Origin of the sequence: Paenibacillus stellifer, assembly GCF_000758685.1 — a bacterium.
GTDB lineage: Bacteria > Bacillota > Bacilli > Paenibacillales > Paenibacillaceae > Paenibacillus_AQ > Paenibacillus_AQ stellifer.
The window spans coordinates 611,181-632,493 of sequence record NZ_CP009286.1 but is presented as its reverse complement, the minus strand read 5'-3'; the positions used below and the strand labels follow the sequence as shown (position 1 = coordinate 632,493).

Genomic DNA, 21,313 nt, shown 5'->3' with positions numbered 1-21,313 from the left:
AGGGCAGAATATCCCCTTTCCCCCATCTTAGACCCGGTTCATCACTTGCGGTATTGGGGGATTCAATTAAAACCAATACTTTCTCAAAGATATGCAGTCTCGTCATCACGCCGGGCCGCATCCTCCGCGCTTTCATAGGGAAGCCGGATGCGGACGGTGGTCCCGGCTCCATAAATACTGGCGATGGTCACGCCATAGCCTTGTCCGTATTTCAATTTGATGCGTTCATCCACGTTCTTCACTCCGTAGCCGCCGGTCTCGCTCTTGCCCGCAAGAATCCGTTCGACCGTATCCTCCCGCATGCCGATTCCGTTGTCGATCACCTTCAGCTCGATTTCGTCGCCGACTCGTCTTCCGGATATCCGGATCGCGATGGATTCGTCAAACCAGGCGTGCTTGAACACATTTTCCACGAACGGCTGCAAAATAACCTTGATGACGACAGCCTTCATAATCTCCGGCTCGACATCGACGTAGACCGCAAAGGCATCGGCGTACTTCACCTTCTGGATCTCCAGATAAGTCTCCACCTGCAGAAGCTCCTGCTCCATCTCGATCTCGACATGCCCCTGATTCAGAGTCAGGCGATAGAAGCGGGACAGTCCCTGCACCATCTCCGTTACCTTCCGCGTCTCCCCCAAATTGGCCAGGCTGCTGATCGTGGACAGCGTATTATACAGAAAATGCGGGTTGATCTGCGACTGGAGCGCCTCCAGCTCCGCCTGCTTGCGTTTGATGTCCTGGACATACACACTGCTGATCAAATCCTGAATGTTCTTCGCCATGATATTAAAAGCGTCGGCAATCTGCCGAAATTCGTCATTCCCCGAGAAGCGGATGCGCTTCTGGAAGTTGCCTTCCTGGAAGGAGCGGACCAGCGTAACGATTCGCGACATTTTGCGTCCGGACAGGCGGGCGACCAGCAGGCCGATGCAGGCCATGACAAGAAAGCTGATAGCGCACACGGCGAAGATGATCCGCTGCATTGTGCCCGCGTCCTTGTGCAGGTAGGAAGGCGGAACGACGGCCTCGATGTAGAAGCCGCTGTCTTGAATCGTCTCCTGCAGGGTCAGAAACCGGTCGTTCACCTGTTTGTCGTCGCCATCCCCTCTCTGAAAAATAATCTCGTTCGTATCCGACTTCCGCAGCCGCACCGTAACGCCCTGATCGACCGGGAATGTAGCGAAGTTGCCGAACAGATCGCTCAGAGATGCCGTAATCCGCACATAGCCAATGACCGTCTTGTAATCGCTGTACGAGACGAGCCTGCGGATATGCGAAATATTTCCAAGCTTGCGGTCCGTGTCAATCTGCATCCAGATGTTGTCAAGCTCCGAATCCTTGTTATTCTTGTACCAGGTGGTGTTCTCGATATCGTGATAAGACAGAATATAATAATCGCTTCGCTTGATCTGCTCATCCAGATTGTCGCCGGACACGATGTTAAGATCCTCGTTGAAGGTGTACAGCATGAGCCGGATGTGGTTGCCGAACAGCTTCAGCGGCGAGGTGATCTGCGGCACGATTTCGTCAAGCATGACGAGATAAATATCGTAAGGCGTCCCCTTCTTCTGCAGCGCCCGTTGAAAGGACAGGCTGCCGAACAGCGTATCCGACATCCGCTGGATTTCATCCATCTGGTAGCGGATATTGCTGCTGGCCTGCTTCATTCCTGTCCGGATATTCGTCTCGGCCATATCGGTCCGCGTTCCGACCAGCATGGCATAGGAAATATAGCCGATTACGGCGTCGGTGAACAGCACCAGCAGCAGATATGGAATCATCATCTTGTAGGTAAAAGGCATGTATCTCTTCATGGCAATAGCATCCCCCCGGGGACAGAGTCGTATGTCCTATAATAACGCTATCACATGTAGAGAAGGAAGAGAAAAATTCAGCAGCCGGAACACGGTATCAGACAAGGAATGGCAAGGAACGGCAAGAATAAACACCTGACGGCGTCCTTTAGCCGCTGAGCGTTTATCGGGGAATGGAAGACTAATGATCAATGAGCAGCATATAAACTCTAATATTTCAAAATAACCCCATAAAATGAGGCCTCGAAAATTTAAAGATTCTATACATGCAAAAAAAGCACCGGATCAAGGTCTATGCCCTGTTCCGGCGCCTTTAATGGAACTTCCGTTCCGGCGTCCTGTTGTTATCCATACAGCTTCCTTCCCGCAAGCTCTTCCCGGCCCCCGTCGATCTGCTCCATGAGTCCCCGCAGATAAGGCAGCAGCTGCGGACGCAGCTCCTCGCGCTGAAGTCCGATCTCCAGAGTAGCCTGAATATAGCCGAATTTATCGCCGATATCGTACCGTCTGCCCTGAAGATCAAGCGCCAGCAGCCCTTCCTTGCGGCAAATCTCATGCAGCGCGTCGGTCAGCTGATACTCGCCGCCCGCCCCCCGCGTCAATCCCGCCAGCACGGAGAAGATGGAAGGCTCCAGAATATAGCGGCCCATAACCGCGTAAGACGATGGAGCCAGAGACGGGTCCGGCTTCTCGACAAGCCCCTTGACCTGGTGCACACCGGCGCGTCCGCCATCCGAGTCGATAATGCCGTATTTGCCCGTCTCCTGCTTCGGCACCTGCTGCACACCGACGATCGTCATAGGCCGCCGTTCGTAGAGCTGCATCATCTGCTGCAGGGCCGGCGTCTCCGATACCATAATGTCATCGCCCAGCAGCACGGCGAACGGTTCGTCGCCAATGAACTGCTCGGCGCACAGAATGGCATGGCCCAGTCCCAGCGGTTCCTTTTGCCGGATATAATGAATGCTCGCCAACTCGCTGATCGCCCGGACTTCGCGCAGCAGATCCTCCTTGCCCTTCTCCTCAAGCGTCTGCTCCAGCTCTACTGACTTATCGAAATGATCCTCAATCGACTTCTTGTTGCGCCCCGTCACGATAATAATGCTCTCGATGCCCGACCGGACGGCTTCCTCTACGATATACTGGATCGCCGGCTTGTCAACGATCGGCAGCATCTCCTTCGGCTGGGCCTTCGTCGCCGGCAGAAACCGGGTGCCGAGCCCCGCTGCGGGGATAACGGCTTTCTTGATTTTCATATTCGCTCGCTCCTTCCCGGATCACGATGGTTGCTTGGACTCGTAGCTCTGGGGCTCGTAGTTCTTGGACTCGTAGCTCTGGGGCTGCACGCGGACGGGCTGCTGCTGCTTTCTCCCTTGGCACACCTCATTGACGATATAGAGCGGACGGCCCTTCGATTCGTCATAGATGCGGCCGACATATTCGCCGAGAATGCCCAGCATCAGCAGAACGAAGCCATTGAAGGTCAGCGTAATGCCGATCATCGACGCCCAGCCCTTGACTGCCGAATCGGTGAAAATGGCCAGATACAGCACGTAGAGCAAATAGATGAACCCTGCCGCCGACAGCAGTGCGCCGATATAACCCGCCAGCTTCAGCGGTTTGTACGAGAATGAAGTGATGCCGTCCAGCGAGAGCTTGATCATCCGCTTCAGCGGATACTTCGTCTCCCCTGCCAGGCGTTCGTCCCGCTCGTATTCGATAGCCTTCTGGCGGAAGCCCACCCAGCTGACAAGTCCGCGGACGAACCGGTTCTTCTCCGGCAGACGCTTGAGCTGGTCGCATACCTTCCGGTCAATCAGGCGGAAGTCTCCGGTATCTACCGGAATGTTAATATCGGTGGAATAAGCGAGCACGCGGTAGAACATGCTTGCCGTCCATTTTTTGAAGAAGGTCTCGCCCTTGCGCTTGACGCGTTTCGCATAGACGACCTCATATCCGTTCTTCCATTCGTCGATCATCTGCAGAATCAGCTCCGGCGGGTCCTGCAGGTCGGCGTCGATAATGATCACCGCATCGCCCTGGGCATAATCCATGCCCGCCGTAATCGCAACCTGGTGGCCGAAGTTCCGGGAGAAATCGATGAGCTTCACGCTCTCGTCCCAGTAGCTGTACTCCTCGATCATCTGCGCGCAGCTGTCCACGCTGCCGTCGTTGACGAAGATCAGCTCATACGGCTCGCCCGCTGTGCCCATGACCTTCTTGATCCGGCGATAGGTCTCCTGAATGACCGCTTCCTCATTGTACATCGGGATAATGACGGAATAGCGCACACTTGAACCCATGTTAGCTCCTCCTTTATTAATGGGATGGCAGGCGCGGGATATGGAGTCCCGCGCCGCCGTCAATGCTTTGTGACATGAATGCCTTCGCCTAGTCCAGCGTTACTTCATAGAGCGTACCGCTTGCGGTTCCGCTGGTTCCCTGCCATTCCGAGGACGGAATTTCCTTGCCGTGCTCGGTGATCCAGGTCGTCAGCTCTGAATTGCCGCCCATACCGCCGCCCATGCCGCCGCTTGTGATGTAGAAGTACTTGACCTTGCCGCTCTTAACGAACGCCTGCAGTGTATCCGTCGTGTAGACGACGTCGGAACCGGAGAAGCCGTTAAGAATGACAACCTTGTTGCCCTCGACAATGTACGGGCCGCCTGTACTGTAGTTGGTGGTGGCGAACAGATATTCCTCGCCGGTGTTATGCTCTTTCAGATAAGCAACCAGCGATTCGTTGACGTTCTCGCCGCCGTTCATACCGCCGCCGAAGTTTCTGGAGCGGCTGTCGTCGCGGCTGCTTGTTCCGTTCTGCGCCTCTGTGTTATTCTGTCCGGCATTTCCGGTGCCGTTCTGACTGTTCTGACTATTCTGGCCGTTATCACCGGCCGAGCCGGCTCCGTTCTGTCCGTCATCGCCCGGCTGTCCGGCTTGGGCGCCGTTCTGCGCACCGCCTGGATTGAAGCCGCCCGGAATCTCCATACCGGCAGGAGGCGTCATTCCGCCGCCGCCAAAGCCGCTGCTGTCCGGACCGGCCGCAGGCGTCATGCTGTTCGAGCCGTAGACGATCGGAGTCAGCGACCAGTAGAACGGGCCGACCAGCAGAACGAACAGCCCTGCGATGGAGACGAACCGGATGAAAGGCTTCCCGCTTCCCTTCAGCATGATCAGAATCGCTGCGACTACAATGCCTGCGATCAGGATGCCGTAGGACCAGCCGGCGCCGATCGTCGCTTTATACGGATGCAGAATGTACCACTGGAAGCCCGCTGTTGCGAGAACGGCTGCCGGCAGCAGCCAGGACAGCCAGTTCGTGCCCTCCCGGTACAGATTCCACAGCTTGATGAAGCTGGCGCCAGCCAGCGCCGCGATCGGAGGCGCCATCATGATGAGATAATACTGATGGAAGAAGCCCGCGATGCTGAAGAACCCTGCAACCGGAACAAGCCAGGCCAGCCAGAAGAGCGCCTCTTTATGCTTCTGGGTAAAATGGGTTCTGCGCACACTGGAGAACAAGCCGACGCAGCCCAGGATAATGAATGGAAGCAGCCAGCTGGCCTGGCCGGACAGCTCCTGCTGGAACAGCCGCAGCGGACCGGCCGTTCCGGTGTTGAACATGCCGCCACCGCCCATTCCGCCCTGGCCGCGGCTTCCTCCCATCCGTCCGCCGTCATCCCCGCCGCCGGGGAATTGCCCAGTGCCGCCGCCGTTCTGCCAATTGCCGTTCGCGCCGCCCTCTGCGGATGCAGCGCTCACCGCATCTGCGGAGCCAGAGTTGCCTCCGGGTTGCGTTTGTCCGCCTGCTCCATTCTGCATACCCGGCGCTCCACCGCCTTGACCATTCATACCCGGCATCTCGCCCATCATGCCCTGCGCGAAGCCTGCCGGCATTTCACCGCCCTGCATCCGCTGGAAGTTGCCTCCTCCCCCGGTATTGCGATCCCCCGTCAGACGGGACACGCCGTTATAGCCGAAGGCCAGGTTCATAACCGAGTTGTTGCCGCTGCTTCCAATATAAGGGCGTTTGCTGGCCGGGATCGAATCCACAATCATCGCCCACGATACGGAGATAACCAGCATAACGGCTGTACATGCCGCCAGGATACCGGTCTTCTTCTTCCAGTTCATCTTCACGGCCAGCCAATAAAAGAGCATGAAGGCGGGAACCACCATATAGGCCTGAAGCATCTTCTCGTTGAACGCTACGCCGATCAGCGCGAACGCGGCGATCAGGCTGCCGATCCTGGTATATCTCGCTCCCCGGAATAGGAACCATGTCGCCAGCAGCAGGGTGAACACCAGCATGGAGTCGATATTGTTCGTCCGGCTGACGGCCGCCGCTACCGGCGTAAGAGCCATTGCCAACGCTCCGATGCGGGCTGCTCCCTTGCCGAAGGACGGCTTCACGAGCAAGTAGACCAGCAGAACCGATCCTACCCCTGCCAGCGCCTGCGGCAGAATAACAACCCAGCCTTTCAGGCCGAATACCCACGCGAACAGCGTCTGTATCCAGAACACCACCGGCGGCTTATCCACCGTTACCGACCCCGCCGAATCCAGCGAAGCATAGAAGAAGTTATGCCAGCTCTGCAGCATGCTGCCTACCGCGCTGGTGTAGAATAAATTCGCATACTTGTCGTTCCAGATCCCGTACCCGTACAGAAATGCCGCCAGCAGCATAATGGCGATCAGAATCGGGTCCGAAGCAAGCTTACGGATCGATTTCATTGACATCACTCTCCATCCACACAATGTTTCTTCGGGGGCTCGCGCCTTGAAGACCGTGCCGCCCGTCCTCTTCTGTTTTGTATTATCACACCCCTACCTTAACTCCCCCTGAAACCAAGCTGAATGTTTACTGAACGCTCATATTCCAATTAACCCTGATTTTGTAAAACAAAGGTCCGGGCACAACAAAAACGGCCCCGGACCGATCGGGTCCGAAGCCGTCTTGCTATGTCTGATGCTCTAAGCTCGCTGAAGGTACGATTGAATGCGTTCCAGCAGGGAATCTCCGCTGGAAGTGAAGAGCAGATAGGTTTTGGACGCCGTCTTCAGCACCACCCGGTCCGCTGTCCCGTAAGGAGTGCCAATCCTTACCGCATCGGCAGGCTCTCCGCCGTAAGTATCGTCCTCATAGACCTCTGTGATATCCTTTAGCGGAATCTCCACCTTGGCCAGCTTCCATTTGACAATAAGGGAACTCTCCGTCCTGCTCACCTGTATACCAAGCATGCCGATCTCACCTTTCCCTCAATCTCCTCCGTCCTCGATCGTTTGGCGGATCGATTCTCCGCTGCCTTCCTCCCCGGCTTCAAATACGACATTGCCGCTCTGAATATAGGTTCTCGCGTTCCGGAACCCCAAGTCCTCAAACAGCGCCTTCAGTTCCTGCATCTTGACGATGTTGTTCCCGCCGACATTGATTCCCCGGATCAGACTGATGTACACAGCCATCGCTATGCCCCGCCTCCTTCGTTCCGGAAGACAGAATCGAAATGCTCCACAACCGGGAACGGGTTATAATAATGATGAAGCAGCGCCTTCCAGCGTTCATACTGCGGCGAACCCCGAAAGCCCTCCTTATGATCCTCCAGGCTCCGCCATCTGACGAGCAGAAGATACTTATGATCATCCTCCAGGCATTTTTGCAGCTCATGGCCCAAATAGCCGTCAATGGAAGCGATGAGAGGCGACGCCTCCCTGAAGCTCTCCTCGAAATCCGCCGTCATCCCCGTCTTGATATGCAGCATCGCCGCTTCAAGAATCATGCATCTCTCCGCCCTTCCGGTATCATCACTATTCCGGAATTCTCGCTTTCCGGATGAATTCATGAACTAAATTATTCACAACAATAAGTACCGCCAGCGACTCGTTGACCGTCCCGACCTCCAGGGAATGGTTCGCCTCGTCGATCTTGCAGACCGACACACCGCGAACCCCGTTCAATTCTTCCGCATTCTGGCTGCCGAACAGCGGGTCCGCCCCGCCGTAAATAACCGACCCTCCGGTCTTCAGAATATGCGGAATCGTCTGCGGCAGCGGCGTCAGGTACAGACACTTCACCCTGCCTGAGAATTCCGGGCTTGAGGCAATTGCGCCCGCGATGACCGTGCCGATGCTTTTGCCGATGAACAGCAGCCGCTCGTACGCCGGAAGCGACGCCAGCGCCTGCCGGCATTCTTCCTCCAGAATGCCCATCTCCTCGCGCTTCAGCTCGGTCCTGGCGCTCTGATAGCCGTATTCCAGCAGCAGCAGGTCGCAGCCGTATTCAAGGGCCACCTTGCCCGAATAATGAAGCAGCGGCAGTTCGGCCGGATAGTTTTTGCCCGGGAACACGATGGCGAGCGTCTTGGAACCCTGGCAGTAGTATTTGTGACGGGTCTCCCGTCCCCAATGCGAGGGGATCGATAGATATGTAATGACTTTCTCCTTGTCCGCCATGCTTCTTGCGCCTCCCGACAATGCTCTCGCCGCGGCTCGCCGCCTGCGGCTGTCCTCCCATTATACCCGGATACGGAAGCGATGGAAATCCGGAAGGCTGACCGCTATTTCTCTGCCGTCTCCTTCTCCAGCCTGCCTCTCCGTGAGGCAATTTCCGCTCCCGCCAGCAGCGCAACCGGCAAAATAACCTGGAACGGGAGGGCATATACTTTATAGATGTGAAAGGAAAAATACACCATCTCCATGATGTTCTTATAGACGAAGTCCGCAAAATAAATCATAATCAGACCGACCTGCAGCACAATGGCGCGGTAGCTCTTCAGATTGAGGAGATGTGCAATGCCCCGGGAGGCCACGTAGATGCATACACTGACCTTGACTAACAAGGCCGTCACAAAAATAAAGGCCGATGAGCCCTCAATCCGCTCCAGGAAATCTCCGATATCAATCCGGCTTACCGCCACATAGGAAGGAAAATACAGGCTTGAAATGACGTCCGGCCCGAGAACAAGCAGATTGCGGAGAGAGACGGCCAGCACCAGCAAGCCAGCAATCGCGAAGCCGCCCAGCAGCACCTTGTAAGCCGGTGTTTTGGCGGGGAGACAGTCGAAAATTCCAAGGAACAGTACGATTTCTCCGAAAGGGAAAGCGAAGGTCGTGCCCGCATCTATAAACACGCCTCTCCATCCCTTGTCCAGCAGCGGCTTGAGATAATGGGGATTGATATTGGGAATGGACAGCAGCATTACGATCACAAGGCTCGTGACCCCGACGATAAACAGAAACTTGGAGCTTCTCCCCATCACCTCGATGCCCGAGCGCACCGCCCAAACGCCCAGCAGCCCGACTCCCATCATCGGAACGAGCATCGGGGTTGCGGTAAGGGCAATCGTCTTGCTAAATTCTCCGAAGTCGCGCAGCGCTATAGCACCCAAGTACAGGGCGTATCCAATATACAGGCAGGACAAGACCCCGCCAATGAATCTGCCGAACACCGACTCAAGCATCCCATACAAATTTTTTCCGGGGAGAAGAGTCTGCAGCCGGGCATAGAGCAGCATTAGCGGACAAGCCAGAGCAATGGCGATGAGAACTGCGATCCAGGAGGCATTTCCCGAAGCTCCGGAGTTGCCGATGAACAGGGACCCCCCCCATTAAAAAAAGCACAATGATCGCGATCGATTGTCCGCTAGGTATAATCTCTTTATTCATGCTGTTGCCTCCCGCATCACCGATTAGTATAGCCGCTTGACTAGATTTATGATCAAAGGAGACGGGCTCGGAAGGTCCCATCCCATCGCCAGCGCGAAAGCGATCAGAAAGGATATTCCCCAGAGGACCGAGCAGACATAGCCCTCCCGCTTCAATCCCTGTGTAAAGAGCCCGTATGGATCAATGAAGAATAAAGCGGCATACGCCATAACGACAAGTATCCACATCTCAGTGCCTAATCCGGATCGTACGGCTTGTCTTCGCGCTGCTGTCAATGATGATTTTGCTCTGAACCGCCACTTCCAAATTCGTGAATTCTTCCCCCCAGGAATCCTGGATCCTGCTCCAGGTGTTCTTCATGTTCTCATGCACGACCTCGCCGTATCCGAAAAAATCCGCATGAAAGGTATGCTGGGCTTTATGAATGACCTGCTCAATGCCCGTTTTTAGCTGCTCTTCGGCCAGATTTTCGATTTCCTTGATATTCCTCACATTCTGCAGGTCCTCATTTAACATCACTTCGCCAAGACTCACGTGGGTCACCGTGGACACCTCCATCCGCAGCCTTCCGTTTCGGAGAACAGGATGCATCTTGGTCCGGTTCGACAGGATCTCGAGCGAAAATTCCGGCTTGCCTGCTTTTCCCTTGACCGGAAGAATTCCGCCTTTCACGTTATTGCTCGCGAACATCATATACCTGCTCTCCTCCCCGTTCAGCTTGCCGATCATGCGGTCTCTCGCAAAAACAGCTGTTCCGTCTACGCGCTCAGTCTTCCTTCCTCCCGGCGGCGTCTCGATCCTGATAAGCGGGGCAATGGCATATTTCCCCTTGGACTCAATTCTGCCTATAAAATCCCAAATCTCAACGACCGGGGCTGTGCCTGCATTATGCTCATCCCTCATCAACTGCTCCAGATTGAACGACACGATTGCCTGCATCGGACTGTTCAGCTCCAGAATTTCGCGGGCGGTCTTCTCCGCAGAGACAAAAATATAGATATCCGACCTTGTCTCGTTGTCGCGGTTGTACCAGTCCATTACCTTGAGCAGTCCCTCTCTGGCAATGTCCTCACTGAAAATGATCGCTTTGGAGTGGGACCAGAACAACCTTTTTCCGGTAACCGAGATCATATTCCTGACAACTTCAAACATCGTATCCCCCGTCAGCGAGGCGATCTTAAAGCCGAAATTGGTGCTCTTGGGCTCGCCGGACGTATCAACCAGCTCTGCGGACAGCCTCAGATCTCCCGCTTGTTCCCCCTTGTCCACGGCGACTCCGGCGACGATGGACATATCCTCCACCTCCTTGTAGTTCCAGCAGCCGGCGGTCAGCGCCATCGTCAGGATCAAAAGCATTTTCACCCCCAGCTTCACTCCGTGCTTCATGACTTCGGCCTCCCCGCCCGCTTTCTCCGCATATTCCGAAGTCCTGTCATGGCAGGGCGGACCCGCATATCCCACCAGGGCGCCCGGACCGCCGTATCCTTGATATCTTCGGGGGTAATCGAGCTCGTGCCTAGCATATAAGGGGTGCCGAAAGAGCGAAGGCTCATCAAATGAATGAGCAGACCGAGCATGCCAAGAAAGAAGCCGTATAATCCGAGAAAAAAGGTACAAAAGAGCAGCAGGAACCTGACGACGAGCAGCGGTCCGGTCAGCCTGGGATTAAGCAGAGTAGTGATGCCCGTTACTCCGACGACGATCACCATCGGGGCGCTGACGATCCGGGCATCGACGGCGGCCTGACCCAGCACGAGCGCGCCCACGATGCTGACGGCCTGACCGATGGAGGTTGGAATGCGAGCGCCTGCCTCCCGCAAAATCTCAAATGTGAGAATCATCAGCACCGCCTCCACGATCGTGGGGAAGGGGACGGCCATCCTTGAGGCGGCGATGCTGAGCAGCAGCTTCGTGGGCACCATTTCCTGCGCATAGGTCACCCATGCCAAATATATGGCCGGGATGCTGATGGACAAAAGACCGCCGCCCAGCCTCAGCAGCCGGTTAAAGGAAGCAAAATAATAGTTGATGTAATAGTCTTCGCTGGCCTGGAAATTCTCGATGAACAGAAAAGGCAGAGTCAGCGCGAATGGGGTTCCCTCGATCAGCACGCCGACCCTTCCCTCCATCAGCTTGCCTACCAGTGTATCCGGCCGCTCCGTGCTGCCGATGGTATCAAAGGGAGAATACGGCTCATCCCGAATTAGTTCCGCGAGATAGCCGGTGTCAAGAATATGGTCGATATCGAGCTCGTTCAGCCGTTGTTGCAGCTCTTTCAGGATGGCTGGAGGAGCAAGACTCTCCAGGTAGCAGATGCAGAGCGGCGTGCGGCTCCGCCGTCCGACCTCCATAAATAGAAATTTCAAGTCCGGCTCCTGCACCCGCCGGCGGATCATCGACAGATTCACGGACAAGGTCTCGGTGAACCCCTCGCGAGAACCGCGAATCGTCTTCTCCGTCATCGAATCCGAGATTGCACGCGATTCCCATCCTTGCGTTCCGATGATCAGCGCTCCTGCATGACCGTCGATGAACAGAAGCGAATGCCCGCTCACTGCGGCAGAGATCGCCTCGCTCATATCCGCAGTTGCCCTGACTTCGGCCGCGCTGATGATCCGGCTTCTGACTTCTTCAAGCAACACAGACGGCGCCATCTCTCGTCCCTCCGGAAGCGAATAATTGATAATCGGCTTAATGACGCCCTCCTGCAGGATCAGGCGGTCAATCATTCCGTCGATATAGAGGAGACCGCACCGAAACCCGCCGCCGGGGTTCTCGATAACCCGGATGCGAATCGTCCCGTCATTTCCGAAGACCTTGCGGAACCGGGCAAGTGTCTCGTCCAAAGAGTCGCTGAGGGCAAGTGCAGGGTTCTCCCCGGCGGCCTGCGAGGTCTCGCTATGTCCGTATGGAACGAACTGTCCGTCCTGCCGACTCTGCCCATTCCGGCTATCCAGTCCGGCTTGTCCGCTTTCCTTCGTCTGTCCGTTCGTCCCCGCTGGCCCTTCCGTTCCGTTATATCCGCCAGACCCGTTCAGTCCACCTTGTCCGTTCCCGCTCTCCGGCATGGCAGTCACCTCCTTTTTTGCTTAATTATCCCCCGTTATCCGGCTTGTATGCGCGCCCTGTCCTATGCCCCAGCCTGCCGCAACAAGAAACGGCATCCGCAAACATGCGGATGCCGTGAGCCGCTGCGCGCCCGTTTAAGAGCTGCGCAGCTTCATATAATGCTATAATGTCGGAAGAGAATTGACGAAAGGGGCTGGATCAATCATGCAGCCGTTCACAGAGAAGGCGATCTCCGTTATACAGTCCATTCCCGAAGGAAAGGTAATGACATACGGAGGCGTGGCCGCAGCTGCGGGCAGCCCGCGCGGGGCAAGGCAGATCGTACGGATTCTGCACAGCATGAGCCGCAGCCACGGTCTGCCCTGGCACCGGGTTGTTAATGCGCAGGGCCGAATCTCGCTTGTGGAAGGCGAAGGAGGCGAGATTCAGCGCCTGTATCTTCTGGGCGAGGGCGTCCGGTTCGACGGAAACGGCGCGATCGACCTGAAGACCTTCGGCTATGAGCCGGAGCATTCCGCTTAGAGCCGAAGGGACTTCTCCCTGCTGTCCCGTGTGTTCAGCAGCGTGTACAGCGTTGCGTAGATGACAAGCAGCACAATGGCGATAAAGAAGCTGAAGAAGACAGACTGGCGGTTGATGCTGTCGAGCATCAGCTCATATAGCCGGTGCCTGTCGGTCAGCACCTCCCAGCTGTTGAGCCGGTATACCCTGCCGAGCAGCACACCATAGCCGCCGAGAGCGCAGGCAACCAGTACGAATACCCAGGACAGCGCCATGCCGCTTTTGCGCCAGATGACGGTCTGGAATTGATAGAGCGAGAAGAATCCGGTCAGCCAGGCGCTCCAGGTGAACAGCAGCAGCATGGTCAGGTCGTACCAGAACCGGCTTTGGACGGCGCCGTCCACGATATATAGGGCGCTGCGATTGGTCAGATGCAGCAGGTCGGTCATGATGTAGGGTGCATTGGGGAAGAACACCAACCAGGCTGCGCCCAGCGGAAGCAGAAGCAGGCTGCGCGGATGGTGCTTGTAGAGGACATGGGCGGCCAGTGAGAACAGAAATGGCACCCAGGCCAGAAACAGATTCCAGATCAGAAATTTGTAAAAATTGTCGGTCCGCTCGGAGACGACTCCGTACACGGCCAGCGTAGCCGCCGTCAGACCGGCCAGCAGCAGAAATACCTTGCGATAATTAAGCTCCTTCACCTCTGTGATCTACTCCTTTATACGCGGGTGATTTTCGGATATAGAACCTATTGTAGCGAGAAGCGGCATCGAAAGTCCAGTTTGGAACCAGCCTGCCGGGGACGGATGGCGGATCAATGCTGAGAAATGGCGGCGTGAGACCCGCCGCCGCTTAGCCGCAGTCCTGCCCTCCGGGCTCCGTGCGGCACGGCGCCCGTTCCAGGCTGGACATGCCGGCATGCCTGGCGCAGAAAGCCTGTTCCGGATCATCGGAACAGGCTTTCTGCGGCTTCGCGCCCGGATATGATGGCGGCGCGAACAATATGGCGCGCCGGGTGCGGCGCGCTGGTTGCGATGCGCTGGCTGCGATGCGCTGATTACGATGCGGCGCATTGGCTGCAATGCGGGAGCGTCACTGGCTGCAATGCGGAGGCGTCACTGGATGCAATGCGGGGGCGTCACTGGCTGCGACACGGTGCAGGCTCGGCCGGGCAACGGCGAACGCACCGCAGGATTAGCGGACGGCGCCCGCTCCGGCCCGGGCCTTGAAGACCGCCGCCGCAGGCTGCGGAATCGCCTTCCCTGCCGACAGGGCGGTGCATTCCCGGAAGGCGGCATGGCGGCAGCCGGCGCAGCGTTCCTTCGGAATGGCGCGAAGCGCCTCGTCGATCGCGTCGCCGGTATGCTCATAGAAGCGGGACGAGCCGATCGCATCGTACAGCCCCGTTCTGCGAAGCAGCTCCAGCGGCTGCTGCTGAATGCCGGAGACCAGCAGCCGGCCTCCCGATGCTTCCAAATCCGCGACCAGCTTCGCCAGGTTCCCCTCGCCCGTCGTATCCAGGAAGGGCACCCGGCTCATCCGCAGCACGACAACGCCCGGCGGCTCCGGCCCAAGCCCGGGCATCGTCCGCTCGAACCGGTAGGCCGCACCGAAGAACAGCGGTCCTTCCACCGTGTAAATGCCGATCTGCGGGCAGTCATGGTCCTCGGAGACCATATGCGGCCCGACCTTCACCGATTCCGGATCGGGCAGCACCTTGGAGACCAGATGAGCCTCGCCCATCCGCTTCACGAACAGCACGACGGCCAGCCCGAGGCCGACCTCTACCGCAGTCGTCAGATCGGCGAACACCGTGAGCAGAAAGGTGACGGCCAGAATCAGCGAGTCGCCCGTTCTCAGCTTGAGAAGCCGCAGGAAAGAGCGGCGCTCGCTCATGTTCCAGGCGACGACCATCAGAATCGGCGCCATGGCCGATAGCGGAATGTTCGATGCCCAGGGCGCGAACAGCAGCAGAATCAGGAGGACGGCGGCGCCGTGAATGACGCCCGACAGCGGGGAGACCGCTCCGCTGCGGATGTTCGTGGCCGTCCGGGCGATGGCGCCCGTCGCCGGTATGCCGCCGAACAGCGGGGCGGCGACATTCGCGATGCCCTGGCCGATCAGCTCGCGGTTGCTGTCATGCCGGCTGCCGGTCATGCCGTCGGCCACAACGGCCGACAGCAGGGATTCGATCGCCCCCAGCATGGCGATGAGAAGCGCTGGCCGCAGCAGCAAGTGAATCCGGTCCCAGCTCAGGACCGGAACATGAAAGCTCGGCAGCGTGTTCGGGATTGCGCCATAGGTCGAGCCGATGGTCGCCAGCTTGCCGCTGAAGAACAGCGCGGCGACGATGCTCGCCGCGATCAGGCCGATCAGCGAGGCCGGGACCTTGGGGGCGTAGCGCGCCCCCAGCAGCACGACGGCGAGGCATATTGCCGCCGTGGCGATGCTGTACGGATTCGCCGTATGAAGATGAACGCCGATCTCGCGCATATTCGCCACGAAGCTCTCATGCCGGACGATTCCCTTCAGACCGAGGAAGCTGGCGATCTGTCCGGTGAAGATCGTAACGGCGATGCCGGCCGTGAAGCCGATCGTGACGGGCTTCGGAATGAACTGGATCAGCACCCCAAGCCTGAAGAGACCCATCAGAATCAGCAGAACGCCGGCCATCATGCCGGCGATCAGCAAATTCTCGTATCCGTATTCCGCTGCGATCGCGAACAGAATCGGAATGAACGCCCCCGTTGGCCCTCCAATCTGAAACCTGGAACCGCCGAACAGCGAAATCAGAACACCCGCGACAATCGTCGTATAAATGCCGTATTCGGGCTTGACCCCCGAAGCGATGGCAAACGCCATGCCAAGCGGAATGGCGATCACCCCAACAATCGTTCCGGCAACAAGATCCTTGCGGAGCGTGCTCCATGTGCAGTCTGAATACCGTCCCCACCGTGCCATTATCCAAAACCTTCTTTTCTCTGAATATTTGATTATTTGAATATATTGGTCACGATACTCCTGTCACGTCCCCTTGTCAATCCAAAATCCTTCCCCAAAACGCAGGAAACCGCAGCGTTATTCGCTGCGGATTTCTTCGAGCAGGGAAATGGCATTCACCAGGTGGTTGTCAAAAATGCGCTTGGCCACTGCCAGCAGATCCTTAATCAGAGGATCGCGGAGAGAGTAGATGACCGAAGTCCCCTCCTTCACGCTGTTGACGACGTTCTTGGCCCGCAGGACGGCAAGCTGCTGGGATACCGCCGATCCCTCCGATCCCAGAATCGCCTGCATCTCGTTGACAGTCTTCTCGCCCTCGCTGAGCAGTTCCAGAATGCGGATGCGCATCGGATGCGCCAGCGCCTTGAAGAATTCGCTCTTGAATTGCTGAATATCATTGTTCATATCGCTAGGCTCCTTACAGCTCTCTTCACTCTTCGATCAAGCGTTCCGGTACACGTTCAGACCCGGAAGTACGGGCTACGGTATTCAGGATTCAACCCTGCCGGACTAACACCCCTCCTGTACTCCACAGAATTAAGCGTCGCATACGCACTTGTTCTTATAAGCATACCCGTGAAATTCCGGACGCACAAGACCGGATGCCAGTCCTTCCCTCGCGCTTATCCCCTTAATCCGGGACAAAAAGCAGCTACAGCGGATTGTGGAAGGCGGGATACAGGCACAGAGCGTCAGTCCGGATTTCCACTGTCCCCCCAACCGCCATTGGCTCCCCAATGCACTCGAACGAAACTTCCGAATCGCCGATCGTCAAATAGGCCGTTCCGTCCTCTTCAATGTCCTCAAGCGTCCCTCTCAGCACCGTCAGGCCTTCTTCCAGAGCAATGACCGGCCCCTCTCCGGGCGCGGGAACGACGTCGACCCAGCGGATCAGCAGCCCGTCAAGCTCAACCTCCGCGTCCAGCTCTTCGCCGGGAGCCGGAAGCGGCCCCAGCCACCGGCCTTTGCCTTCTCCGTAAGGCGAGCGGAAATGAATCTCGAGAGGGCGATGCGGATCGCGTATGGAGGCGGACAGCACAGCCCGAGCAGATATAATCGTAATTCTCATAACCGGCTTCTCCTTTCCGTCATATCTTCTTTTTGTACTTCCAGCACCCGGCTTTGTCAATATCAAAAACAGGCCAGCCGGACATCGGCTGACCTGTTCATACAAAAGCCCCTCAGCCGCGCATAGCAGCCGAAGGGCCTATTGCTTGTTCGTTATTTGCCTACCGGCTCGGCGCCGTATACCTTAACGTCCAGCGGGGCCGACAGGAATTCGCCCGCCTTGCCCGCAAAAGCCTGGAAATGGCTGCTTGCGTTATGCGCTTCAACGGCTGCGGAATCGCGCCAGGTTTCCACCATGATGAATGAATTGGAGACTCCCGCATTCTCGTACAGCTCGTAGGACAGGTTGCCTTCCTCCGCATGTGTAGCGGCAAGCAGATTTTGGGCTTCAGCCAGAAAAGCCTCTCTCTTCGCCGGATCGACCTGCATCAGTGCATGAATAATAATCATTGGATTATCTCTCCTCCTGATTGGGCTGGTAATGGGTTGCCGTAAGGAACGGAATTATTTCCACTCCGCTACCCGGTCAACGGGCAGACGGACCGAAGCATAGCCTTCATCGGCAGCTTTGCCGACAGAGAGAAGCATGACCGGCACGTAGCGGTCTTTGTCCAGATCGAACGCTTCGGCAATTTGATCGCGCTCAAAGCCGCCGATCGGGTTCGTGTCATAGCCGTGAGCGCGAGCGACCAGCATAAGCTGCATCGATACCAGGCCGCCGTCGATCAGAACCGTCTCCCGTGTTACTTCAGGCGGCAGGACGGAGAAATATTTGGAGAAGGAAGCCAGCTGTTTCTCCTTGACTTCAAGCGGCATCAGGCCGCGTTCGACAGCCGCACCATAAATTTCTTCGGCGTAATCGAAGTTGTTCATGTCGCCGAAAATGGCGATAACCGCCGCCGAAGTCTCGACCTGTGTCTGGTTAAAACGGGCCAGAGGAGCGAGCTTGGCTTTGCCTTCAGGGCTTTCAATAACAAGGAACCGCCAAGGCTGCATGTTGACGGAGGACGGAGCCAGCGTTGATTCCTCCAGAATCTGCGTCATTTCTTCCTTGCTGATTTTGACGGATGGATCGTATTTGCGGATCGAACGGCGTCCAGCGACAACTTGCGTGAAATCGTTGTTAATCGGTGTTTTCATCAGTACAGCTCTCCTATCCAATGGATTTTATTTATAAAGCTTTCATATTGTGCAGCAGACGGGTCAGCATAGCCTCCGCCGCCCTCTTGTCGTCCTCGGGAAATCCCACCAGCAGCGAATTCATGAAGCGTTCCCTCTCCCCGCGATAGTGTCCGATCGTGGCGCGGCCGTGGTCGCTTAGCGAGACAAGCGTCGCCCGGCTGTCATCCGGATGGGTTCTCCGGACAATCATGCCTTTCTCCTCCAGTCCGCGAAGATGGCGGGTAACCGCCGCGGGATCGATTCCGATCTTGCGCTGGAGAACATTCTGGCTGACGCCATCCACACGGTACAGCTCGTCCAGCAGACGCAGACGGGTGGGACTGATGCCCGCGCATTGCTCGAATTTCGGTGCCAGCGCCTTGTTAAGGTCTTGAAGCAGTTCAAAGATGCGGCGATCCGCCAGCTCGTAATCGGTCAAAGCGTACCTCCTCCCAAGAAAGGTTGTGCACAATCAATCTAGGCATACTCATCATACACGCGAATAATTGACCCGTCAACTATAAATTCGAACAGGGTTTCTTAATGTGATGCAGAACAGCAATGCTCCGATTTGATCCGGTCGAGTCACTAGTGTAACCGCTGCGGAAACCGAATATTCACCAGCGGGATTCGCCGTTAACAATTAACCCTGTTATTCATTGCGCGGTATCGCGGGAATGATAGCCGGGCGTGGGTTCGCGATTCGATTCGCTTCCTCTTCCTGACGAGACGGCTCCCGAGACCCGGTAAGCCTTTTTTCTACGCGGCTCCCCGCTCCGCACCGGCGAAGCGGCGATGCGGAGCGCCGGCTAGCCGGCGTACCGCTTGCGCAGCATATCCGCTGCCTCCAGCACCCGGCTGTCGCCGTAGCCGAGTCTGTAGCCGGACGCCTCCGCAAGTCCGGCTTCCGCCAGCAGGCGCGTGCCCCGCGCCTCCACCGCCGCCCGGACGCTGCGCGCGAATACGGCGGCCGAGTCCGGGCCGCCCAGCTCGCCGAGTCCGGCGATCGTACCTGGGCGCACGCGGGGATAATCCAGCTCCGCGTGCCCGCAGGCCGCTTCTTCATAGAAGCGGCGCACGATCTCGCCGCGCTCCGAACCGGAGCCGGCAACCACAACAAAGGCGTGGACGAAATAGGCATGGCTCTGCCGCCGCTGCGCGATGCCGCAGAACTTCCGTCCGCCGATGGAGAGATCGTATTCGCCGGGACAATAGGACCCGGCGATCTCTCCGGCCATGACCTGCGGTGCGGCGGCCGGATGGGAGAGCCCTGTGGCTTCGGCAATGAGCGAAGCCAGCAGCCGAAAATCGCGGTGGAAGTCCAGCGTCCCCCGGCTCTTCGGGAGGATCAGCGAGACGTTGACTACCCCGCTGTCCAGGGGCACGGCGGCCCCTCCCGAGTGCCGGACCGCCGCGCGCAGACCCGCCGCCTCAAGGCTTCTCATCGCAGCTTCCGCGCACGGAAGGCGGCTGTCCCGGAGGCCCAGCGCCACGCCGCCTGTATGGCTCCATATGTGCAGCGAGGGCGGCACGAGCCCTGCCCCGACATCCCGGCACAGCGTCTCCTCATAAGCGAAAGGAAGCAGCATATCCCCACCCTGCATATGTTCAAATAACGCCATCTCGGCAGGAAGCTCTCCGCCTGCCTCCCGCTCTCTTCCGGCCCATTCCAGGGCCGGTGTAAATCCGCTGTTTCGTTCCATTTATCCGCGGACCGCCTCCGGGCAGCCCTCCGCCCGCCTTCCTGTCAAAGTTGATCGCCGGTCCCTTTTCCGTTAGGGAAGCGGACAGCAAATCTTCTTCGTAATCGTATTCAACCGCCCGGGCAACCGGGTAAAATTAGAGTAACAGGCCATAATCCTACTGCACCAATGGTCACATTGTAGCGGATTTGCAGCCCCGCCGCAAAACATTAGTGACCGCCCATACAGTCAAGGGAGGCCCCAGAAAATCGCCGCCCCGGGATATACCGGGGAAGAATCATGGTGTGCCCCTCTGGGCGGCATCCATTTAGGAGTGATAACGATGACAACCGGCATAACCGTCCAGAGTTCGCGGGCCAAAGGAGCGGAGCACTGGGAGCAGGCCTTGGCGGAGCTGTGCGCCGAATTTCTCCAATACGGCCGTCAGGCGCTGGAGGACTACGACAAGGAGGCCGTCCATCAGGCGCGCGTGAGCAGCCGGAAGCTGCTCACGCTCCTCTCATTTCTCGATCCCGAGGATGAAGCCGGGCTTCGCGGGGACTTCAAACGCGCGCAGAAAACGCTCGGGAAGGTCAGGGACGCCGATGTGCAGATCCAGGCCCTCCGCGTGCGCCGCAAGACCGCCAAGCAGAACGGCGAACGCAAAACCGCCAAGGTGCTGAAGGCGGTTCTCCGCAGCCAGAAAGCCGGGCGCAAGTCTATGCGGCGCAAGCTGTCCAGGAAGCTGCCTCCCCTGCTTGGAGCCGGGCTGGACGGCAGATGGAATGCCTTCGTGAAGGAGCAGCTGCCCTCTCTGCTGCAGAATAAGGACATCAACATTTCGCTGCGCGAGCTGGAGGTTGCTTTCGAGCAGCAGAAGAAGCGCTGCCGGGAGCTTTTTAAAGGAGACTGGGCGTCTTCCGGAGAAGCGATGGACGAGCTTCACCGGCTGCGCATTATCGCCAAACGTATCCGCTATACGGCCGGCTCGGCGTCCTTTGCGCTGGACCGGAAATTTTACGCTTCCGAAGAAATCTATAAGGAGATTCAATCCAAGCTCGGGGAAATCACCGACAAGAACGTGATGCTGAAGACGATGGGCAAGCTGGAACCAGATGAGCTGGAGGTCTCGCCCAAAGCCTGGGACAAGTTCCTGCATTCGCTCCGCAATGAGCTTGAAGATGCGCTTCGGAACAATACGATCATTCCCTTCTCGCCATCTTCGGACAGCGGACTAGCTCAGGCTCCGACGCAGCCGGAGAGCTGAAGGGGGGAGGAGCATCCATCCGTACGCGCATTCCCGCACATAGAGCGGCATATCGTTGGCAGACGGCTTGAGGCTGGCGCCAC

At 57.5% G+C, this 21,313-nt stretch carries 21 protein-coding genes; 2 read left to right on the top strand and 19 right to left on the bottom strand.

Annotated features, from left to right (window positions below; genetic code table 11):
* Window positions 1-83: 83 nt before the first annotated feature.
* The 11 genes from PSTEL_RS03075 to PSTEL_RS03020 all read right to left on the bottom strand — a co-directional run bounded on the left by PSTEL_RS03075 (window position 84) and on the right by PSTEL_RS03020 (window position 12,547).
* A complete protein-coding gene (locus tag PSTEL_RS03075; RefSeq protein WP_038693414.1) occupies window positions 84-1,817 on the bottom strand; it encodes a sensor histidine kinase in 1,734 nt (577 codons plus the stop codon).
* Between the two features lie 344 nt (window positions 1,818-2,161).
* Window positions 2,162-3,073, bottom strand: a complete 912-nt coding sequence (gene galU / locus PSTEL_RS03070) for a UTP--glucose-1-phosphate uridylyltransferase GalU (protein WP_038693413.1) — start codon at window positions 3,071-3,073, stop codon at window positions 2,162-2,164.
* 21 nt (window positions 3,074-3,094) lie between these two features.
* On the bottom strand, window positions 3,095-4,120 hold the full coding sequence (locus PSTEL_RS03065) for a glycosyltransferase family 2 protein (RefSeq protein WP_084064634.1): 1,026 nt from the start codon (window positions 4,118-4,120) through the stop codon (window positions 3,095-3,097).
* Window positions 4,121-4,208: 88 nt separating this feature from the next.
* Window positions 4,209-6,551, bottom strand: coding sequence for an ArnT family glycosyltransferase (locus tag PSTEL_RS03060; RefSeq protein ID WP_052098161.1), 2,343 nt, complete (start codon window positions 6,549-6,551; stop codon window positions 4,209-4,211).
* A 240-nt stretch (window positions 6,552-6,791) separates the two neighbouring features.
* Window positions 6,792-7,058 (bottom strand): SunI/YnzG family protein, encoded by a 267-nt coding sequence (locus PSTEL_RS03055; protein ID WP_038693412.1) that lies wholly within the window; start codon window positions 7,056-7,058, stop codon window positions 6,792-6,794.
* 18 nt (window positions 7,059-7,076) lie between these two features.
* The gene (locus tag PSTEL_RS03050; protein WP_038693410.1) at window positions 7,077-7,280 is read right to left on the bottom strand and encodes a DUF1697 domain-containing protein; all 204 of its coding nucleotides are present in this window, start codon (window positions 7,278-7,280) and stop codon (window positions 7,077-7,079) included.
* 2 nt (window positions 7,281-7,282) lie between these two features.
* Complete coding sequence (locus tag PSTEL_RS03045) at window positions 7,283-7,594, bottom strand: antibiotic biosynthesis monooxygenase family protein (protein ID WP_038693408.1); 312 nt, start codon at window positions 7,592-7,594, stop codon at window positions 7,283-7,285.
* A 28-nt stretch (window positions 7,595-7,622) separates the two neighbouring features.
* Window positions 7,623-8,267 carry an alpha/beta hydrolase gene (locus PSTEL_RS03040; RefSeq protein WP_038693406.1) on the bottom strand — a complete coding sequence of 215 codons (645 nt, stop codon included), beginning with the start codon at window positions 8,265-8,267 and terminating at the stop codon, window positions 7,623-7,625.
* Window positions 8,268-8,371: 104 nt separating this feature from the next.
* A complete protein-coding gene (locus PSTEL_RS03035; protein ID WP_281176777.1) occupies window positions 8,372-9,403 on the bottom strand; it encodes a GerAB/ArcD/ProY family transporter in 1,032 nt (343 codons plus the stop codon).
* 304 nt (window positions 9,404-9,707) lie between these two features.
* Entirely contained in the window at window positions 9,708-10,865 is a 1,158-nt protein-coding gene (locus PSTEL_RS03025) for a Ger(x)C family spore germination protein (RefSeq protein ID WP_038693404.1), read from the bottom strand.
* Complete coding sequence (locus PSTEL_RS03020; RefSeq protein WP_084064628.1) at window positions 10,862-12,547, bottom strand: spore germination protein; 1,686 nt, start codon at window positions 12,545-12,547, stop codon at window positions 10,862-10,864. The genes PSTEL_RS03025 and PSTEL_RS03020 overlap by 4 nt, the downstream gene beginning before the upstream one ends.
* A gap of 205 nt (window positions 12,548-12,752) precedes the next feature.
* Here PSTEL_RS03020 and PSTEL_RS03015 point away from each other — a divergent pair, with 205 nt between their 5' ends.
* Window positions 12,753-13,070 (top strand): MGMT family protein, encoded by a 318-nt coding sequence (locus tag PSTEL_RS03015; protein ID WP_038693402.1) that lies wholly within the window; start codon window positions 12,753-12,755, stop codon window positions 13,068-13,070.
* Here the strand turns inward: PSTEL_RS03015 and PSTEL_RS03010 are convergent.
* The 8 genes from PSTEL_RS03010 to PSTEL_RS02975 form a co-directional block, all read right to left on the bottom strand.
* Window positions 13,067-13,753, bottom strand: coding sequence for a DUF1361 domain-containing protein (locus tag PSTEL_RS03010; protein ID WP_052098158.1), 687 nt, complete (start codon window positions 13,751-13,753; stop codon window positions 13,067-13,069). The genes PSTEL_RS03015 and PSTEL_RS03010 overlap by 4 nt on opposite strands.
* A gap of 493 nt (window positions 13,754-14,246) precedes the next feature.
* Window positions 14,247-16,013, bottom strand: a complete 1,767-nt coding sequence (locus PSTEL_RS03005; protein ID WP_038693400.1) for a SulP family inorganic anion transporter — start codon at window positions 16,011-16,013, stop codon at window positions 14,247-14,249.
* A 117-nt stretch (window positions 16,014-16,130) separates the two neighbouring features.
* Entirely contained in the window at window positions 16,131-16,457 is a 327-nt protein-coding gene (locus tag PSTEL_RS03000) for an ArsR/SmtB family transcription factor (RefSeq protein WP_038693399.1), read from the bottom strand.
* A 247-nt stretch (window positions 16,458-16,704) separates the two neighbouring features.
* A complete protein-coding gene (locus PSTEL_RS02995; protein WP_038693397.1) occupies window positions 16,705-17,121 on the bottom strand; it encodes a hypothetical protein in 417 nt (138 codons plus the stop codon).
* 152 nt (window positions 17,122-17,273) lie between these two features.
* The gene (locus PSTEL_RS02990; RefSeq protein WP_038693395.1) at window positions 17,274-17,570 is read right to left on the bottom strand and encodes a putative quinol monooxygenase; all 297 of its coding nucleotides are present in this window, start codon (window positions 17,568-17,570) and stop codon (window positions 17,274-17,276) included.
* 54 nt (window positions 17,571-17,624) lie between these two features.
* Complete coding sequence (locus tag PSTEL_RS02985) at window positions 17,625-18,260, bottom strand: nitroreductase family protein (protein WP_038693393.1); 636 nt, start codon at window positions 18,258-18,260, stop codon at window positions 17,625-17,627.
* A gap of 31 nt (window positions 18,261-18,291) precedes the next feature.
* Complete coding sequence (locus PSTEL_RS02980) at window positions 18,292-18,720, bottom strand: MarR family winged helix-turn-helix transcriptional regulator (RefSeq protein WP_052098156.1); 429 nt, start codon at window positions 18,718-18,720, stop codon at window positions 18,292-18,294.
* A 370-nt stretch (window positions 18,721-19,090) separates the two neighbouring features.
* A complete protein-coding gene (locus PSTEL_RS02975; RefSeq protein WP_052098155.1) occupies window positions 19,091-19,984 on the bottom strand; it encodes a lipoate--protein ligase family protein in 894 nt (297 codons plus the stop codon).
* A gap of 322 nt (window positions 19,985-20,306) precedes the next feature.
* Here PSTEL_RS02975 and PSTEL_RS02970 point away from each other — a divergent pair, with 322 nt between their 5' ends.
* Entirely contained in the window at window positions 20,307-21,230 is a 924-nt protein-coding gene (locus tag PSTEL_RS02970) for a CHAD domain-containing protein (RefSeq protein WP_052098154.1), read from the top strand.
* Window positions 21,231-21,313 lie beyond the last annotated feature (83 nt).

Bases quoted from the DNA above. Each gene is read 5' to 3' on its own strand.
- PSTEL_RS03075 (WP_038693414.1), bottom strand. From the start codon at position 1,817: ATGAAGAGATACATGCCTTTTACCTACAAGATGATGATTCCATATCTG.
- galU (WP_038693413.1), bottom strand. From the start codon at position 3,073: ATGAAAATCAAGAAAGCCGTTATCCCCGCAGCGGGGCTCGGCACCCGG.
- PSTEL_RS03065 (WP_084064634.1), bottom strand. From the start codon at position 4,120: ATGGGTTCAAGTGTGCGCTATTCCGTCATTATCCCGATGTACAATGAG.
- PSTEL_RS03060 (WP_052098161.1), bottom strand. From the start codon at position 6,551: ATGAAATCGATCCGTAAGCTTGCTTCGGACCCGATTCTGATCGCCATT.
- PSTEL_RS03055 (WP_038693412.1), bottom strand. From the start codon at position 7,058: ATGCTTGGTATACAGGTGAGCAGGACGGAGAGTTCCCTTATTGTCAAA.
- PSTEL_RS03050 (WP_038693410.1), bottom strand. From the start codon at position 7,280: ATGGCTGTGTACATCAGTCTGATCCGGGGAATCAATGTCGGCGGGAAC.
- PSTEL_RS03045 (WP_038693408.1), bottom strand. From the start codon at position 7,594: ATGATTCTTGAAGCGGCGATGCTGCATATCAAGACGGGGATGACGGCG.
- PSTEL_RS03040 (WP_038693406.1), bottom strand. From the start codon at position 8,267: ATGGCGGACAAGGAGAAAGTCATTACATATCTATCGATCCCCTCGCAT.
- PSTEL_RS03025 (WP_038693404.1), bottom strand. From the start codon at position 10,865: ATGAAGCACGGAGTGAAGCTGGGGGTGAAAATGCTTTTGATCCTGACG.
- PSTEL_RS03020 (WP_084064628.1), bottom strand. From the start codon at position 12,547: ATGCCGGAGAGCGGGAACGGACAAGGTGGACTGAACGGGTCTGGCGGA.
- PSTEL_RS03015 (WP_038693402.1), top strand. From the start codon at position 12,753: ATGCAGCCGTTCACAGAGAAGGCGATCTCCGTTATACAGTCCATTCCC.
- PSTEL_RS03005 (WP_038693400.1), bottom strand. From the start codon at position 16,013: ATGGCACGGTGGGGACGGTATTCAGACTGCACATGGAGCACGCTCCGC.
- PSTEL_RS03000 (WP_038693399.1), bottom strand. From the start codon at position 16,457: ATGAACAATGATATTCAGCAATTCAAGAGCGAATTCTTCAAGGCGCTG.
- PSTEL_RS02995 (WP_038693397.1), bottom strand. From the start codon at position 17,121: ATGAGAATTACGATTATATCTGCTCGGGCTGTGCTGTCCGCCTCCATA.
- PSTEL_RS02990 (WP_038693395.1), bottom strand. From the start codon at position 17,570: ATGATTATTATTCATGCACTGATGCAGGTCGATCCGGCGAAGAGAGAG.
- PSTEL_RS02985 (WP_038693393.1), bottom strand. From the start codon at position 18,260: ATGAAAACACCGATTAACAACGATTTCACGCAAGTTGTCGCTGGACGC.
- PSTEL_RS02975 (WP_052098155.1), bottom strand. From the start codon at position 19,984: ATGGAACGAAACAGCGGATTTACACCGGCCCTGGAATGGGCCGGAAGA.
- PSTEL_RS02970 (WP_052098154.1), top strand. From the start codon at position 20,307: ATGACAACCGGCATAACCGTCCAGAGTTCGCGGGCCAAAGGAGCGGAG.